At 46.6% G+C, this 14,883-nt stretch carries 11 protein-coding genes; 4 read left to right on the forward strand and 7 right to left on the reverse strand.

Features of this window, described 5'->3' with window-relative positions:
• Positions 1-161: 161 nt before the first annotated feature.
• Together ACFQ2O_RS13940 and ACFQ2O_RS13945 are read left to right on the forward strand one after the other, a co-directional pair.
• On the forward strand, positions 162-1,136 hold the full coding sequence (locus ACFQ2O_RS13940; RefSeq protein WP_377528653.1) for a glycosyltransferase family 2 protein: 975 nt from the start codon (positions 162-164) through the stop codon (positions 1,134-1,136).
• Positions 1,137-2,285 carry a glycosyltransferase gene (locus ACFQ2O_RS13945; protein ID WP_377528655.1) on the forward strand — a complete coding sequence of 383 codons (1,149 nt, stop codon included), beginning with the start codon at positions 1,137-1,139 and terminating at the stop codon, positions 2,283-2,285.
• A 220-nt stretch (positions 2,286-2,505) separates the two neighbouring features.
• Here the strand turns inward: ACFQ2O_RS13945 and ACFQ2O_RS13950 are convergent, their stop codons facing one another.
• Both ACFQ2O_RS13950 and purB read right to left on the reverse strand, forming a co-directional pair.
• On the reverse strand, positions 2,506-3,705 hold the full coding sequence (locus ACFQ2O_RS13950; protein ID WP_377528657.1) for a sensor histidine kinase: 1,200 nt from the start codon (positions 3,703-3,705) through the stop codon (positions 2,506-2,508).
• Positions 3,706-3,937: 232 nt separating this feature from the next.
• Positions 3,938-5,290, reverse strand: coding sequence for an adenylosuccinate lyase (gene purB, locus ACFQ2O_RS13955; RefSeq protein WP_377528659.1), 1,353 nt, complete (start codon positions 5,288-5,290; stop codon positions 3,938-3,940).
• 362 nt (positions 5,291-5,652) lie between these two features.
• Between purB and ACFQ2O_RS13960 the strand changes: the two genes are divergently transcribed.
• On the forward strand, positions 5,653-7,632 hold the full coding sequence (locus tag ACFQ2O_RS13960; RefSeq protein WP_377528661.1) for a biosynthetic peptidoglycan transglycosylase: 1,980 nt from the start codon (positions 5,653-5,655) through the stop codon (positions 7,630-7,632).
• A 92-nt stretch (positions 7,633-7,724) separates the two neighbouring features.
• Positions 7,725-8,756, forward strand: coding sequence for a bile acid:sodium symporter family protein (locus ACFQ2O_RS13965; RefSeq protein ID WP_377528663.1), 1,032 nt, complete (start codon positions 7,725-7,727; stop codon positions 8,754-8,756).
• An 846-nt stretch (positions 8,757-9,602) separates the two neighbouring features.
• On the opposite strand, the gene ACFQ2O_RS13970 is transcribed toward ACFQ2O_RS13965, so the two are convergent.
• The 5 genes from ACFQ2O_RS13970 to ACFQ2O_RS13990 form a co-directional block, all read right to left on the reverse strand.
• Positions 9,603-9,932 carry a DUF3817 domain-containing protein gene (locus tag ACFQ2O_RS13970; RefSeq protein WP_377528665.1) on the reverse strand — a complete coding sequence of 110 codons (330 nt, stop codon included), beginning with the start codon at positions 9,930-9,932 and terminating at the stop codon, positions 9,603-9,605.
• A gap of 149 nt (positions 9,933-10,081) precedes the next feature.
• Positions 10,082-11,197 (reverse strand): chorismate mutase, encoded by a 1,116-nt coding sequence (locus ACFQ2O_RS13975; RefSeq protein WP_377528667.1) that lies wholly within the window; start codon positions 11,195-11,197, stop codon positions 10,082-10,084.
• The gene (locus ACFQ2O_RS13980; RefSeq protein ID WP_377528669.1) at positions 11,194-12,381 is read right to left on the reverse strand and encodes a pyridoxal phosphate-dependent aminotransferase; all 1,188 of its coding nucleotides are present in this window, start codon (positions 12,379-12,381) and stop codon (positions 11,194-11,196) included. The genes ACFQ2O_RS13975 and ACFQ2O_RS13980 overlap by 4 nt, the downstream gene beginning before the upstream one ends.
• Positions 12,382-12,385: 4 nt before the next feature.
• Positions 12,386-13,252 carry a prephenate dehydratase domain-containing protein gene (locus ACFQ2O_RS13985; protein WP_377528671.1) on the reverse strand — a complete coding sequence of 289 codons (867 nt, stop codon included), beginning with the start codon at positions 13,250-13,252 and terminating at the stop codon, positions 12,386-12,388.
• Between the two features lie 222 nt (positions 13,253-13,474).
• Positions 13,475-14,587 carry a 3-deoxy-7-phosphoheptulonate synthase gene (locus ACFQ2O_RS13990; RefSeq protein ID WP_377528674.1) on the reverse strand — a complete coding sequence of 371 codons (1,113 nt, stop codon included), beginning with the start codon at positions 14,585-14,587 and terminating at the stop codon, positions 13,475-13,477.
• Positions 14,588-14,883: the final 296 nt, after the last annotated feature.

The following is a 14,883-nucleotide window of genomic DNA, read 5'->3' on the forward strand; positions in this document are numbered from 1 at the left end:
GGCACTGGCTGGTACTACACTTGCTGGCTTTTACAGTGCTTTTTATCAGGAAAATAAATAAATTAGAAAAACCCTAAACAGGTTCATTAATCTTTGGCTTTATCTTATCGCTTATTATTTCGGCTGTTATGAAAAACAATCGTCCGGAATTTGAATAGAACATGCAATACAATTATGATATTTCGGTAGTAGTTCCTCTTTTCAATGAGGAGGAATCGCTACCAGAACTCGTGCGCTGGATCAGAAGGGTGATGCATGCGCACGAGTTTTCTTATGAAGTAATACTGGTAGATGACGGCAGTACCGACCACTCCTGGGAGGTAATCAATGCCCTGGTCGAAGAAGATAAAGCCGTAAAAGGTATCAGCTTTAACCGTAATTACGGCAAGTCCGCAGCGCTGAACGAAGGCTTTCGGCGCTGTTCCGGAGAAGTAGTAATCACCATGGATGCCGACCTGCAGGACAGCCCGGAAGAAATTCCAGGACTGTACGACATGATCAAAAACCAAAAGTTTGATCTTGTAAGCGGGTGGAAGAAAAAACGCTTCGATCCTTTAAGCAAAACCATTCCTACTAAATTTTTTAACGGTGCTACCCGCAAGTTATCGGGTATACAGCTGCATGATTTTAACTGCGGCTTAAAGGCGTATCGCCAGTTGCTGGTAAAGAGCATAGAAGTGCATGGCGAAATGCACCGTTATATTCCGGTTATAGCCAAATGGAACGGCTTCACCAAAATAGGGGAAAAAGTAGTACAGCACCAGGAGCGCAAGTATGGCACGACCAAGTTTGGGTTGGAGCGCTTTGTTTATGGCTTCCTGGACCTGCTCTCTATAACATTTGTAAGTCGGTTCAAGAAGCGCCCGATGCACTTCTTTGGCTCAATGGGCACGTTGATGTTTGTTGTCGGCTTAGGCATTACCATCTGGTTAATTGCCCAAAAGATGCTCGGCATCTATATGGGTGGACGCGTACGTGATATAGTAGACCAGCCCTTGTTTTTCCTGGCTTTAGTAACTGTTATACTTGGGGTGCAATTATTTTTGGCAGGTTTTCTGGCAGAGATGATTTCCATGGCTTCTAATAAACGCAATGAGTACCTGATTCGCGACAGGGCAGGTGCTTTAACAAAGTAAATGGCGAGGCGGGTAACGATAGTAGGTCCGGCGCATCCATTGCGAGGCGGTGGCATGGCCACCTTTAACGAGCGGCTGGCACACGCTTTTCAGGAAGCCGGAGATGATGTGGAGATAGTTACGTTTAGCCTGCAATACCCTTCATTCCTTTTTCCAGGCAAGAGCCAGTTCACAACAGAGCCAGCTCCGGAAGGGCTTCGCATCAAAATCTTAATCAACTCAATTAACCCCATCAGCTGGTGGCGTACCGGGCAGTACATCAGAAAACTTAAGCCTGATTTAGTTATTTTCCGCTATTGGCTACCCTTTATGGGGCCAGCGCTTGGTACTATTGCCTGCCTTGTCCGGAGAAACAAGTATAGTCGCGTATTAGCTATCACAGACAATGTGGTGCCGCACGAGAAGCGCCCCGGCGATGTTCCTTTTACAAAATACTTCTTAAGTTCCTGCCATGCCTTTGTGACTATGTCGCGATCGGTGCAGCAGGACCTGGAGCAGTTTGAGCCCCAAAAACCAAGTGCATACTTACCACATCCGCTTTACGACAATTTTGGCGAAGCTGAATCAAAAGAAGTAGCCTGTGCTGCGTTGGGCTTAGACCCAACATACCGCTATATCTTGTTCTTTGGTTTTATTCGTGCCTATAAGGGCCTGGACTTGCTGTTAGAGGCAATGGCGCAGCCAGAAGTGCAGCAAGTCCAGAACTTGAAGCTGATTATAGCGGGTGAGTTTTACGAAGATGCAGCGCCATACTTACAGCTCATAAAGCAACTACAGCTACAAGAAAAACTTATACTTCATACGGAGTTCATTCCGAATGCTGCCGTGCGCCATTACTTCTGCGCAGCTGACTTGGTGGTGCAGCCATACAAACACGCTACCCAAAGTGGGGTAACGCAAGTGGCCTATCATTTTGACAAACCGATGGTGGTAACAAAGGTGGGTGGCTTATCTGAGTTAGTACCTCATGGAGAGGTTGGTTATGTGGTGGAGCCGGAGCCAGAGGCTATTGCTGCAGCTATCAATCAGTTTTATACTTCTCAGGCAGGGCCTGCTTTAGCATATAACATCAGCAAGTATAAAAAACGCTTTAGCTGGAGCCGCTTTGTGCAAGCCATGGGCGAACTTGCTGAGAAAATTAAAGTATAAACTACTCCATTTCCACCTCTGATCTTAAACAAATATCCATAGTTAGCAAGATTGCCTACGTCAATCTCTGGAGCTAGCGCATCATAACAGTTTTATTTTTGCTGGCGAGGTTAAATGTTTTTTAAAAGCAGGGAATTGCATTTTAGCTTTTTTTTATACTTGTTCTGTAAAGTAAACAGCCTCTTTAAACTAGTTTGCAGAGGCTGTTTTAAGAGATGTATCACTTCTTCCAGGTGAAGTAGAAGGTAGCGCCCTGCCCGAGTTCAGATTCAATCCAGATTTTACCGCCCTTGGCCTGTACTATTTTTCGGACAGTGGCTAGGCCTATACCGGAACCTTTGGTTTTGTGGCTGTCACGGATCAGGCGCTCATACATGCCAAATACCCGTTCGTGATGCTGCGGTGCAATACCCGGACCATCGTCCTGAACGAAAAATACATATTTATTTGAATCAGCTTCCTTAACTCCGACTGTTATTTTGCCTTTGCCAGTGTGGTGGTACTTTACAGCATTGGTAAGCAGGTTAATAAACACCTGTTGCAGCAAAATTTTCTCTGTTTCTATGGTAGGTAAGTTCGGAGAGATTGTAATCGTGAAATTCTGCACATGGCACATGGTAGCGATAATCTGCTTAATCAACTGCTCAACACACACGGTTACCTTTGGCAGGTCGTGCACATGCGTAAGCGCATACTCTAAGAGCCCTTGTACCAGATGCTCCATAGTGGACGCCCGTTCTTTGAGCAGGTGCAGGTTACGGCTCAGGCTGCTGTAGTCTTTTGCCCCTAAATCTTCCTGTAGCCATTCAATAACGGTTTGCATGTTCATGATGGGTTCCTTCAGGTCATGTGAAACCATGCTTACAAACTGATCCAGCTTCTCATTAGATTCCTGCAACTGTTTTTTATCCAGCTCAAGCTGTTTCTGCTTTTGTCTAAGCTCAAAGTTTGCCACCACCTGTTTGGCCAGTACCTCCAGCGCATATTTTTGCTCCGGAGTAAGCCGCCGGGGTATAGTATCAATTACGCAAAGGGTACCTAGTTTATGACCACTTTCAGTTAAAAGAGGTGAGCCGGCGTAGAAGCGAATGTTTGGTTCGCCAGTTACCAAAGGATTATCCTTGAATCGCTTATCCTCATATGCGTCCTGTACTTCAAAAACTTCATCTTTCTTGATAGCATGCTGACAAAAGGAAATGGAGCGGGGAGTTTCCGGCACGTATAGCCCTACTTTGGATTTAAACCACTGCCGCTTTTCATCAATCAGGCTGATGAGGGAAATCGGTGTACCGCAGATCTGGGAAGCCAAGTTAGTTATCTCATCTAGCTCGGCCTCAGCAGGTGTGTCCAGTACTTCAAAATTATCTAATACCTTCAGCCGTTCATTTTCTTCTTTGATTTCAAATTCTTCTGCAACCATTGGGACTTGTTTGTTTTCATGTGCATTAATATAATACAAATTCAGGATTAGGACAACTATTCTATACCTGTTGTCTTGTGTTTAAGTGAGGTAAAGGCAAGGCAACAGGTTTCTTTTGCCAGAGAGGAAAGAATATAGTCCTACTATTTAAAACGTGATGGGGAAAATATCATACAAACAAAAAAGCCTAAGGCGTTAACCTTAGGCTTTTGTAATGCTACTGCTGCTGTTTTTATACTAAGTCAACGCCGGTATAGTTGAAAGGTGATATTTGCTTTAACTCAGACTTTATGGCGTTATCAACCTGGAGGGTGTCAATGAAAGTATGAATACGCTCCTCAGTCATTTTCTCGTTTTTGCGGGTAAGTTCTTTCAGCGCTTCATACGGTTGCGGATAGCCTTCACGGCGCAATACCGTTTGGATGCCTTCGGCTACCACCGCCCAGTTATCTTCCAGATGGTTATGCAGTGCAGCTTCGTTTAATTCGAGTTTGCCAATGCCTTTCTCCAGCGACTTAAGGGCTATCAGTGTATGCGCCAGCGGCACACCGATGTTGCGCAGCACAGTAGAGTCTGTTAAATCGCGTTGCAAGCGAGAGATAGGAAGCTTTGCCGCCAAGTGCTCAAGCACAGCATTGGCTATGCCCAGATTGCCTTCTGCGTTCTCAAAATCAATAGGATTAACCTTATGCGGCATCGCCGAGGAACCTACTTCACCTGCTTTGATTTTCTGCTTGAAGTAGCCCATAGATACATACTGCCACACATCGCGTGAGAAGTCCAGCAGGATGGTGTTCAGACGCTTCAGGCCATCAAAATAAGCAGCCAGGTTATCATAGTGCTCAATTTGGGTAGTATACTGGCTACGGCGCAACCCTAGTACCTGCTGCACAAACTGATTGCCGAATTCTGGCCAGTTTATACTTGGGTAAGCCACGTGATGGGCGTTGAAGTTACCGGTTGCACCACCAAACTTGGCAGAGAACGGCACTTGGCGCAGCAAATCCAGTTGCAGCTCCAGGCGCTCGGCAAATACCATAATCTCTTTGCCTAAACGGGTAGGAGAGGCCGGTTGGCCATGTGTATGGGCTAGCATAGGAATCTCCTTCCATTGCTGGGCCAGCTCAACCAGCGTTTGGTGCAGGTTCTGGTAAGCAGGTTGAAGTATACGCTCATTCGCCTCGCGTAAAGAAAGAGGAATGGCAGTATTGTTCACATCCTGCGATGTCAGGCCAAAATGAATAAACTCTTTGTAAGCGCTTAGCCCGAGCTTATCAAACCTGGCCTTTATAAAGTATTCCACCGCCTTTACATCGTGGTTGGTGGTTTTCTCTGTTTCCTTAATTTCCAGCGCATCTGCTTCTGCGAAGTTCTCATAGATAGCACGCAGTTCAGGAAAGAGGCTGGCATCAACCTGCTGTAACTGCGGCAGCGGCAGTTCGCACAGCGCGATAAAGTACTCCACCTCCACCAAAACACGGTAGCGGATCAGACCAAATTCAGAAAAGTAAGGGGCAAGGTCGCTGGTGTGGCGACGGTAGCGGCCATCTACTGGCGAAATAGCAGTAAGTGTTGTTAAGTTCATGTTTGAGGTGTGATTCTCCTGTTCAAAGATACACAGCTTTGCTACAGTAAGCCAATATGCAGGCCGTCAGTTTTATACTTTATACTTGCCAAGTATACTTTAGAAGTATAGCGATATGGCTTTAAGTGGTTATTATATAGCTTGTTATTAATCGAGAGTATGAATTTTTTGGCACCATGCTTGCATCAATGCTGCTCGTAATCATATCCTATCGGGGCCACTACCGTACTAAGTGGGGTATCATTACGTTTGTGCCAGATAGAGCCGGCTTAATATAAGGGCAGGCCTATTTATATTGGGACAACTTTTTTAGATACAAATCTTATCACTTAATTCGCACCGGATATATTTTGGACCAGCGTTTGAAAAAAAGAATACTAATGTGGGCTGGCGGCGTGCTAGCCTTCTTTTTACTGCTTGTTGTGCTGCTCTTTGCCTTCAGAAGCAGGGTGTTGAGCTACACCATAAATCGTGTAGTTGCTAAAGTAGAAAACAAGTACCCTGCCGATTTTACGATAGGCAGTGCAGAATTTGCCAGTTGGAACTCTGTCGTGCTTTCCGATATCTCTTTTGTCCCGCATCAACTGGATACCCTTTTTGTGACGGATAGTGTGCATGCTACTATAAGTGTGGGTTCTATCTTCAGGGGGCGTATTGTATTTAAGCGGCTGGAGGTAGCTAACAGTTATTTAACGGCAGTAAAGAAGGGCGATGTAACAAACTTTGGTTTCTTGTTTAAAGACGATGCGTCTGCAGCGCCGAAGGATACCACCAGCACGGGCCGTAACTATGGTGCGTTGCTGAACCGCGTTATAGAGACTGCCTTTGATAATGTGCCGGATCAGGTGGATTTTAAAAACCTGAATGCTTCTTACGTGTCTACCAACCGCACCATTGACATAAGAATGCCATACTTAAGAATGGATGATGGCAACATTGCGTCTGAAGTTTCTATACGTACCGATTCGCTTGTGAACCGCCTGCTTGTGCAGGGTACCATTGATCCTGATGATTACCGCATTGCCACCAGCCTCTATGCTGCCGACACAAACGGTATTCGCCTGCCTTATATTAAAAATAAATTTGATGCACAGGTAGCCTTTGATACGTTGCGCTTAAGCCTGAATGATAAAACCTTTCGGAAAGATGTGTTAACGGTGCGTGGTGCTGCAACGGTAGATAACCTGATGTTAAACCATCCTAAACTGGCTGATGAGGATATACAGGTAAAAGCAAGTGCTGTGGATTATGTGGTAAAGCTAGGGCCTAATCTTTTTGAGATTGATAGTCTGACAGAAGTGCGTGTTAATAAAGCTCGTGCCAATGTATATGCAGCTTATCAAAACGAAACTTCTAAAATCATCGACCTGAAGGTTAGCACGAAACAAGTACCGGCCAATAATTTCTTCGGTTCGTTGCCAGCTGGGTTGTTCGAAAACTTGGAGGGCATCAAAGCAAATGGTTGGCTGCAATACAAGCTGGGCTTCCACGTGAACATGGACAGTTTAGACTACCTGGTGTTCAACTCTGACCTGGATGCATCAAAAGACTTTAAAATTGTAGAGTGGGGAAACACGAATCTGCAGAAGATAAATGGCTCTTTCTCTCATACCGTGTATGAGTATGGCAAACCTGTTCGGACATTTACTGTAGGGCCGGCAAACGCTTTTTATAGTCCGATACATGAAATCTCGCCTTACCTGCGCAATGCCATTCTAACCGCAGAAGACGCTGGCTTCTATAGTCACAATGGTTTCCATGAAGAGGCGTTCCGACAAGCTATTATCAAGAACCTGGAAGAGGGAGAGTTTGCCCGCGGGGGCAGCACTATCTCCATGCAGCTGGTTAAGAACGTATTCCTGACCCGTAAGAAAACAGTGGCCCGTAAAGTGGAGGAAGCTATTATTGTGTGGCTGATGGAGAACCAGGATCTAGTATCGAAAAACCGCATGTTTGAAGTTTACCTGAACATCATTGAGTGGGGACCAGATGTATATGGTGCCAAAGATGCTTCTCGTTTTTATTTTGGTAAACAACCGTCAGAGCTAAACCTGGCTGAGGCTATCTTCCTGACTAGTATAATTCCGAGCCCTAAGCGCTATCGCTCTTCATTTGATAGTTATGGTAACCTGCGCAGCCATAAAGCAGGCTACTACCGCATGATTGGAGGTATGATGCGCCGCCGTGGTCTGGTTTCGCAGGAGGAGTATGAAAATCTCTACCCGAATGTACGCCTCTATGGCCGTGCCCGCGATTTAATTGTAACAGCACAAGATACTACTGCTGTGGACGAAGAGTCCTCACAGTATGAACTGGAAACAATAGACCTGCTCGACTTTTAAGCAGAGCAATATTCTAAAACGGCCTCCTGCTTTTCTGCATGAGGCCGTTTTATATTTGTAGCCAATCCAAAGTTGTTCGTATACTTACCTCCATGAAAAAGAAAGATACTACCCCCCGTCCTGTTGGGCTGATACCACGTGCAGGCGCATTGGCAGCACGGGCAGGCTTAGACTGGTTTCTGCTGGCACTTATCAGTATGATCGTGCTGGCTTACCTGTGGCCAGAAGGAGGAATAGACCGTGAGCCTCTTTCGTTGGGAGATGTGGCTGGTTATGGCGTGTCGGTTATCTTCTTTTTCTATGGTTTACGGCTGAGCCCTGAGAAGCTTAAAGCAGGCTTGAGTAACTGGAAGCTACACATGGTGGTGCAGCTAAGTACTTTTATACTTTTCCCACTGCTGATATTGCCATTGCACAGTTTGTTTAAGGGAACACCGCAGGAGACGCTGTGGCTTGGCGTATTTTATTTAGCCGCACTTCCGTCTACGGTTTCGTCTTCAGTGGTGATGGTGTCTATAGCAGGGGGAAACATTCCAGGCGCTATCTTCAATGCAAGTATCTCAAGCCTGATGGGTATTTTCATTACACCACTATGGATGGGCCTGTTCCTGACAAGCAGTTCTGGTGACTTTGATATGTGGGGCGTGATGGGCAAACTGATGGTACAGGTATTGTTGCCGGTGGTGCTAGGCATTCTGCTGCACCGCTATTGGGGCGAACTTGCTGAGCGCAACAAAGGTAGGTTGCGTGTCTTCGATCAAATTATCATTCTGCTTATTGTATATACTTCCTTCTGCGAGTCGTTTGCCCGAAAAATGTTTAGCGGCTTTAGTATAACCGACATACTTATACTTGGTGTTGCTATGGTTGGCTTATTCTTTTTGGTGTACAGCCTGATCTTTGGTATTACAAAACTCTTCGGCTTTAACCGTGAGAATCAGATTACAGCTATTTTCTGCGGCTCCAAGAAGTCGTTGGTGCACGGCACTGTTATGTCAAAAGTGCTCTTCCCAGAGGCTACTGTGGTCGGTATTATCCTGCTCCCGATCATGATGTACCATGCACTACAACTACTTATTGCCAGTATTATAGCACAGTCTGAGGCTAGAAAGGCGGCGAATTAGCAAGGATAATTTATGGCTTGAGAGGTAGATGCTGTTCCTCTGTTCTCTGTTATAGTTTAGGCTTAACCTCCTTTTCCGCAAGTTCCTTCCAGGTTGATAGAAAGGTATAGGTACAGCTGGAATGGTAGCCGTACTGTATTCAAACCTTTTTGATTACAAAAGCTAGAAGCTTCTGAAAACAATCTCAGTTCTCGGGTGGGGGTAGAGGCTCTCGAAGAAAGCGCCTTGTGCATGTTCCGGTGCCCGTAAGGGAAGCCTACAGCGGAGCGGTGGCTGCTTCAATTGCACAGCGCGATGCCCTTATTGAGGGACCATACCCCAGCCGTGAGCGCTCCAAAGCCAAAAGGTGAAACAATGGGTGTTTGGGAGCTGGAGGATGAAAGGCAGCTAGGAAAGATAGCTTGGTTGAAGGAAGCAGGAAGCAGAAGCAAAGGATTACGGCCAAAGCTGTACAGATGTGGCTCTTCGAGCCAGTAGAGCTGGAAGCTCTACACCATAGTAGGCACTAGCTGCAAGCTAGCTCCAGCGGGAGGCTATGAAAGTATAAACTATACTTAGCAGAGGCAGTCTGAGGCACAAGCGGACGCTTGCGGCAGAGAGGGACTAGAAAGAATAGCTTAGTTGAAGATGCTGGAAACAGCTGGAATGGAAGTATGGCTTTTGAAGTCAGTTGAGTACCAAAGTCTATTATAGGACACGAGTTAAAAATTCACGTCAGCGGAGTCCTTTGAAGCTACAAGCAGAAACGCATTTTAGACACTTACAGAACTACAAATACTTCAAGGTATAAAAAACAAATGCCTCCTACAGCAGCAGGAGGCATTTGGTAATGTATAAATAGATAACTTAAGCCATTTGCTTCTGTTTTTGAATTTGTGCTGCAGCAGCTTCCTCTTTATCCAAAAGCTTTTTATCAAGTATAAACGGGCCAAAAGGCAGGAGCGAGGCAATAACACCTGCCGCAGCCTTCAGCAGCGACCAACGGTGCACTAGCACTACCTGCAAAAGTGCCACCATGTACAGCACAAACAGCACGCCATGGGCCCATCCTAAATACTTTACGAATAGCGGCATATCAAACATATACTTCAGAGGCATAGCTACGCCGAGTAGCAGCAGGTAAGAGATACCTTCATAGATGCCTACCGTGCGCAGGCGTGAAATTGGAGTTTTCATGAAAACTTTAATTCTTGGTGAATGTTGCTGCCTTGCAACACACCAAAGGTACAAAACGTGCCCATCAAAGCACCTGAATTTCGACAAATGACACCTATAGGCGGTTGCTCAACGCATGGCAGAAGGTATCCTGGCAACAGGAAGCCTTGTTATGGCTGCTTCTCAGACGTAGCGGCTGCCTGAGCTGCAAATACTTCATTCTGTATTCCGAGCGAGAAACTGTGGATGGTGTCGAAGATCGCCTTTACAAAGTCTTCATCCAGTCCGGTGTCGCTCGCGATTTTCAACCTGTCTTCCACTATCTGCTGCCAGCGGTTAGCTTGGTAAATATCCAGGCTGTTCAGCCGCTTGTATTCCCCGATACGCTTCGATACGTCTGATCTCAGGAACAGTACGTTCAGTAATTCATTGTCGAGGCGGTCAATCAGGTTGCGCAGATCCTGTAGCTGCTCTGGTTGTGCCAGCCGCTCAGACTCCAGGTCTAAGACCGTTAAAAGTTTGTCGAGTCCCGCTGGCGTTACTTGCTGTGATGCATCACTAAGTGCTACATCAGGGTTGATATGCGTTTCTATCATCAAGCCATCCGCACCTAAGTGCAAGGCCTGCTGGCTTACCGTCTCAAGTAAATCACGCCTTCCTGCAATGTGACTTGGATCGCAGATCAAAGGTATGCCTAGTGCCAGATTGCGAATTTCCTGAATGGTTTGCCATTTGGGATGATTGCGGTAAGGTTTGTTGTTTGGTGTAGAGAAACCACGGTGTATCAGACCTAAATCAGTAATGCCAGCACGGTTCAGCCGTTCCAGTGCCCCCAGCCACAACTGTAGATCAGGATTAACAGGATTTTTAACAAGTACTGGTATGTCTACGCCTTGTAACGCGTCCGCTACCTCCTGCACCGAAAACGGGTTGACCGTAGTACGTGCGCCCACCCAAAGGATGTCCACCCCATGTTTCAAAGCCTCTTCCACGTGTTGCGTGTTGGCGACTTCCACAGCGGTAAGCAAGCCTGTTTCCTGTTTTACAGTCTTCAGCCACTCTAGCCCAATGGTGCCAACGCCTTCGAACAAACCCGGACGAGTGCGTGGTTTCCAAATGCCTGCTCTGAAAATAGATACACGATGGTCGTTTTTCAGGGCACGTGCTGTTTGAAGCATTTGATCTTCAGACTCGGCACTACAAGGCCCGGCTATAACGGTGGGCAGCGGACCGCCATTCAAGATCTTTGTTTTGGCAACTGTTTGTAAAGAAGTAGATGCGTTCATGGTTTTATTTTGGTTATAATTTCTTTAGATAGTTTGATTCTGTTGATAGCTTCTTGAAGCTGTTCGGTTGGAGCACAAAGGGAAAGGCGTACATAGCGGTTGCCTTGGCTGCCGAATATTTTACCGGGTGTCAGAAAGATTCCCAGCTCATACAGCAGCATATCCAGGTACTCTTCTACATCAGCTACCTCTTCCGGCACGCGTGCCCAGACAAACATACCTACTTGGTTAGGCGGGTATGTGCAGTTAATTTCCCGCAGCAGCTTATGTGCCAGTTGCCGCCGCTCAGCATAAACAGCATTGCGTTCTGCGTGCCAGGCAGGAGCGTTTTGCAGTGCAGCAATGGCCGCTTCCTGCACCGGTAGCAACTGCCCTGAATCGAGGTTGCTTTTCACAGCAAGTATGGCGGCAAGATATTCCTCCTGGCCCAGCACCGTGCCTACACGCCATCCGGCCATGTTGTGCGATTTGCTCAAAGAGTTTAGCTCAAGGCAGTTATCTTTAGCTCCGGCTATACTTAACAAGCTTAGTGGTGGCTCCTCGTGCAACACAAGGCTATAAGGATTATCGTTGATAAGCAGTAAATCGTGTTTTTGCGTTAGCGCTATGAGCCACTTAAAAGTAGAGGTATCAGCTGCCCGACCAGTAGGCATGTGCGGGTAATTCATCCACATCATTTTAATACCTCCGGCCTCTATAATCCTTTCCAGCTCCTGTTTCTGGGGAAGCCATTCAGTCGTTTCGTCCAGCGTATAAAGCACAGCTTCAGCGCCTGCCAAATGGGCAGCTGCCGCATAAGCAGGATAGCCCGGATTGGGCACCAGTACCTTATCACCCGGATTTAAAAATGCCATAGAGGTATGGAAAATACCTTCTTTAGAACCAGCCAATGGAAGCACCTCCTGCTCTGTGAGTGATACCTGGTATAGTTGTAGGTACCATTGCTGTATAGCCTGCTTTAGCCGAGATATTCCGCTATAAGATTGGTAACCATGGCTTGTCGCTTGCTGTGCCGACTGCATAAGAGCAGCGACAGTAGCTTCTGAAGGAGCTAAATCAGGGCTGCCAATACCAAGGTTAATAATGTGTTTCCCTTGTGCCTGTAGTGCCCGTACCTCTGCCAGTTTGCGAGAGAAGTAATACTCCTGCACCTGTTGTAGCCGGTTTGCTTTGGGTATGATCATCTTTTTATAGTATGGCAGTCTCCTGTGTTTCTTGTTGTGTGATAGGGGCAGGGAGAGCTGCTTTCTGCAGTAGCCCCAGTACATGCAGTTCTTCTAACAAAGGCCTGATGTGTGCGATTGCCTCCTGCAACTGCTCTATATGTGTTGCTTCTAACTCCGCTACCAGCTTTGCGCGAGAGTCTGCGGCGGGTAAAGTTTGTAACAGTTGTACCTCAACCTGATTTTTTTGTAGCAGGCTTAGCGCTAGTGTAAGGGTGGAGGTATGAAGCGGCTTCTGAAATACAAGTATAGCTTTGTTCGCAGTGGCTGGTGCAGCAGGCTCGCGTTGCAACAGCAGGAATCGTGTGAAGTTATTAGGAGTATCGGCAACCAGTTCCTGTAGTAACTCCAGCTTGTACCGGGATGCTGCTGCGCTGCCTGCAATGGCTGCTACACCTTGTAGTTGCTGCTCTTGTATCGCTTTGGCACTGTCAGCTGTATCATGTGTTTCCTGTGGTGTTAGGTGCGGATGCTGTTGCAGAAACCTGCTGCACTGCGCTAGTGCCACCGGGTGCGAGATAACAGTGTGAATGTCTTCTAGCTTTTGCCCTGGTAGTGCCATCAGGTTTTGATCTATGGGAAGCCACATTTCTGCTGTTGCAAGCAATTTGTGCTCCTGTAGCAATGTGTAATTAGGAAGCAGACTTCCGGCCAGAGTATTTTCTATCGCCATTACTGCTGCATCTACCTCTCCTTGAGCCAACGCAGCACAGAGGCTGCCGAAGGTGGTACAGGGCACAGTAGTAATCGCTTTGTTCGGGTGCAGTGCGTTAGCGGCTGCATCGTGAAAAGAGGAGGGGCCTCCTTGTATAGCAACATTGATTCTGTTCATGATCGAAAAAAGGTTTAAAAAGAAAAAGCCCCGCTTTTGGCGGGGCTTCTCTCGGTTTATACTTGGTCTGTGTGCAAACACAATAGCATTACCTGTGGAGCCCCGGCGGAGAACCAAAAAAGTAATAGCTAAAATAAAAAGTGTTATGCGACATCTTGTTTTTGCTTATGAGTTGTCAAGCTAAGCTTTAACGTTTGAACTTCCAATATAAAATTGCTTTTTCTATGCAACGGCCGAAGAAGATGCTCCCACACCTCCCTGCGTATCCTTACGATGTTGTTGTAATGCCTCCATCAACGACTTTACAAATTTGCTGTCCATGTCAGTATAGTCGTCGCGCTGGAGCCAGGCATCAAGTTCCTGTTGCCAGCGTTTGATTTGCAGACTTTCCTGTACATCACCCATCTGGTGCAAACTTATTTTCTGTGATACTTCGCGGCGGCGCAGCAAAAGATCTACTAAAGCTTTATCCATGCTGTCCATCTGCTGGCTTAAATCATCCAGCTGCTCTACCAGGTGGTTTGTACCATCTAATTTTACCTTTGTTTCGATCGCATTGATAAGCAAGTCAAGCTCCTGTGGCATCAGCTGTTGCTGTGCACTGCTTAATGCTTCAGCCGGACAAGTATGGGATTCAAACAGCAAGCCATCTGCACCAAGGTCGACTGCTTTCTGGCTAACAGGATATAACAGGCTTCGGCGTCCGGCAATATGTGTGGCGTCACAAAGTATAGGCAATTCCGGGTGCAACTCCTGTAGTTGCAGCACATGATCCCAGCGAGGGTGGCTGCGGTAAGGATACTGCTCATCGGCGGCAAAGCCACGGTTTATCACCCCAAGATCAGTAATGCCTGCATAGTTGAGGCGTTCTAAAGCACCTAACCAAAGGCCCAGATCAGGATAAACCGGGTTGTTAACCAGCACCGGCATGGCAGTTCCTTTCAATGCGCTAGCTATCTCTTCCATCGCAAAAGGGTTAACTGTAGCACGCCCACTGATAGTAAGTACATCTACGCCGTGTCGCATTGCTTCTTCTGCGTGTTGTGCATTAGCTACTTCGCAGGAAGTACGCAGGCCTGTTTCTTTTTTTACCATTGCAAGCCAGGTCAAACCCACCGTACCGACACCCTTAAATGAATTGGGGCGTGTGCGAGACTTCCAAATACCAGCTCTGAACACCTGAATGCCGTTGATGGCTTTAAGTTGTTGGGCTGTTTTCAGCATCTGTTCTTCGCTTTCGGCACTGCATGGTCCCGCAATCAGCACCAGTTTACCGTCTGCATTTCGGAAACTGCTTTTCTGTGCTACATTGATGGGTGTTCTACTTGCTCTCATGGTTATGGCATGTTAAATAATCTGCTCTTCTGTTTTTGATGTAGATTTTGGTTTGACAAAGGGTTTAAACAAAGAAGCCCCGCTTGTGGCGGGGCTCCCTTGGTGGTTTATACTTTACAACTTAATTCGCTGCTCAATACACTACCGCAGAAGCCCCGGAAGAGGCACCTTAAAGGAATTTGTATTATAAATGCAGGCGAGTAGTTGTAGCATGTCTTTGTTTTATCTACAGCAATTTTGGTGATAAAATCCATAATTGCAAATATTTTGAAATATTTTTCTCATTTTTTTAAACC

The organism is Pontibacter rugosus (assembly GCF_042678745.1).
GTDB classification, from domain to species: Bacteria; Bacteroidota; Bacteroidia; order Cytophagales; family Hymenobacteraceae; genus Pontibacter; species Pontibacter rugosus.

What these genes read in the sequence shown, in the direction of transcription:
- purB (WP_377528659.1), bottom strand. Translation starts at nt 5,290, where the DNA reads ATGAACTTAACAACACTTACTGCTATTTCGCCAGTAGATGGCCGCTAC.
- ACFQ2O_RS13985 (WP_377528671.1), bottom strand. Translation starts at nt 13,252, where the DNA reads ATGAACAGAATCAATGTTGCTATACAAGGAGGCCCCTCCTCTTTTCAC.
- ACFQ2O_RS13990 (WP_377528674.1), bottom strand. Translation starts at nt 14,587, where the DNA reads ATGAGAGCAAGTAGAACACCCATCAATGTAGCACAGAAAAGCAGTTTC.
- ACFQ2O_RS13970 (WP_377528665.1), bottom strand. Translation starts at nt 9,932, where the DNA reads ATGAAAACTCCAATTTCACGCCTGCGCACGGTAGGCATCTATGAAGGT.
- ACFQ2O_RS13965 (WP_377528663.1), top strand. Translation starts at nt 7,725, where the DNA reads ATGAAAAAGAAAGATACTACCCCCCGTCCTGTTGGGCTGATACCACGT.
- ACFQ2O_RS13975 (WP_377528667.1), bottom strand. Translation starts at nt 11,197, where the DNA reads ATGAACGCATCTACTTCTTTACAAACAGTTGCCAAAACAAAGATCTTG.
- ACFQ2O_RS13950 (WP_377528657.1), bottom strand. Translation starts at nt 3,705, where the DNA reads ATGGTTGCAGAAGAATTTGAAATCAAAGAAGAAAATGAACGGCTGAAG.
- ACFQ2O_RS13980 (WP_377528669.1), bottom strand. Translation starts at nt 12,381, where the DNA reads ATGATCATACCCAAAGCAAACCGGCTACAACAGGTGCAGGAGTATTAC.
- ACFQ2O_RS13940 (WP_377528653.1), top strand. Translation starts at nt 162, where the DNA reads ATGCAATACAATTATGATATTTCGGTAGTAGTTCCTCTTTTCAATGAG.
- ACFQ2O_RS13945 (WP_377528655.1), top strand. Translation starts at nt 1,137, where the DNA reads ATGGCGAGGCGGGTAACGATAGTAGGTCCGGCGCATCCATTGCGAGGC.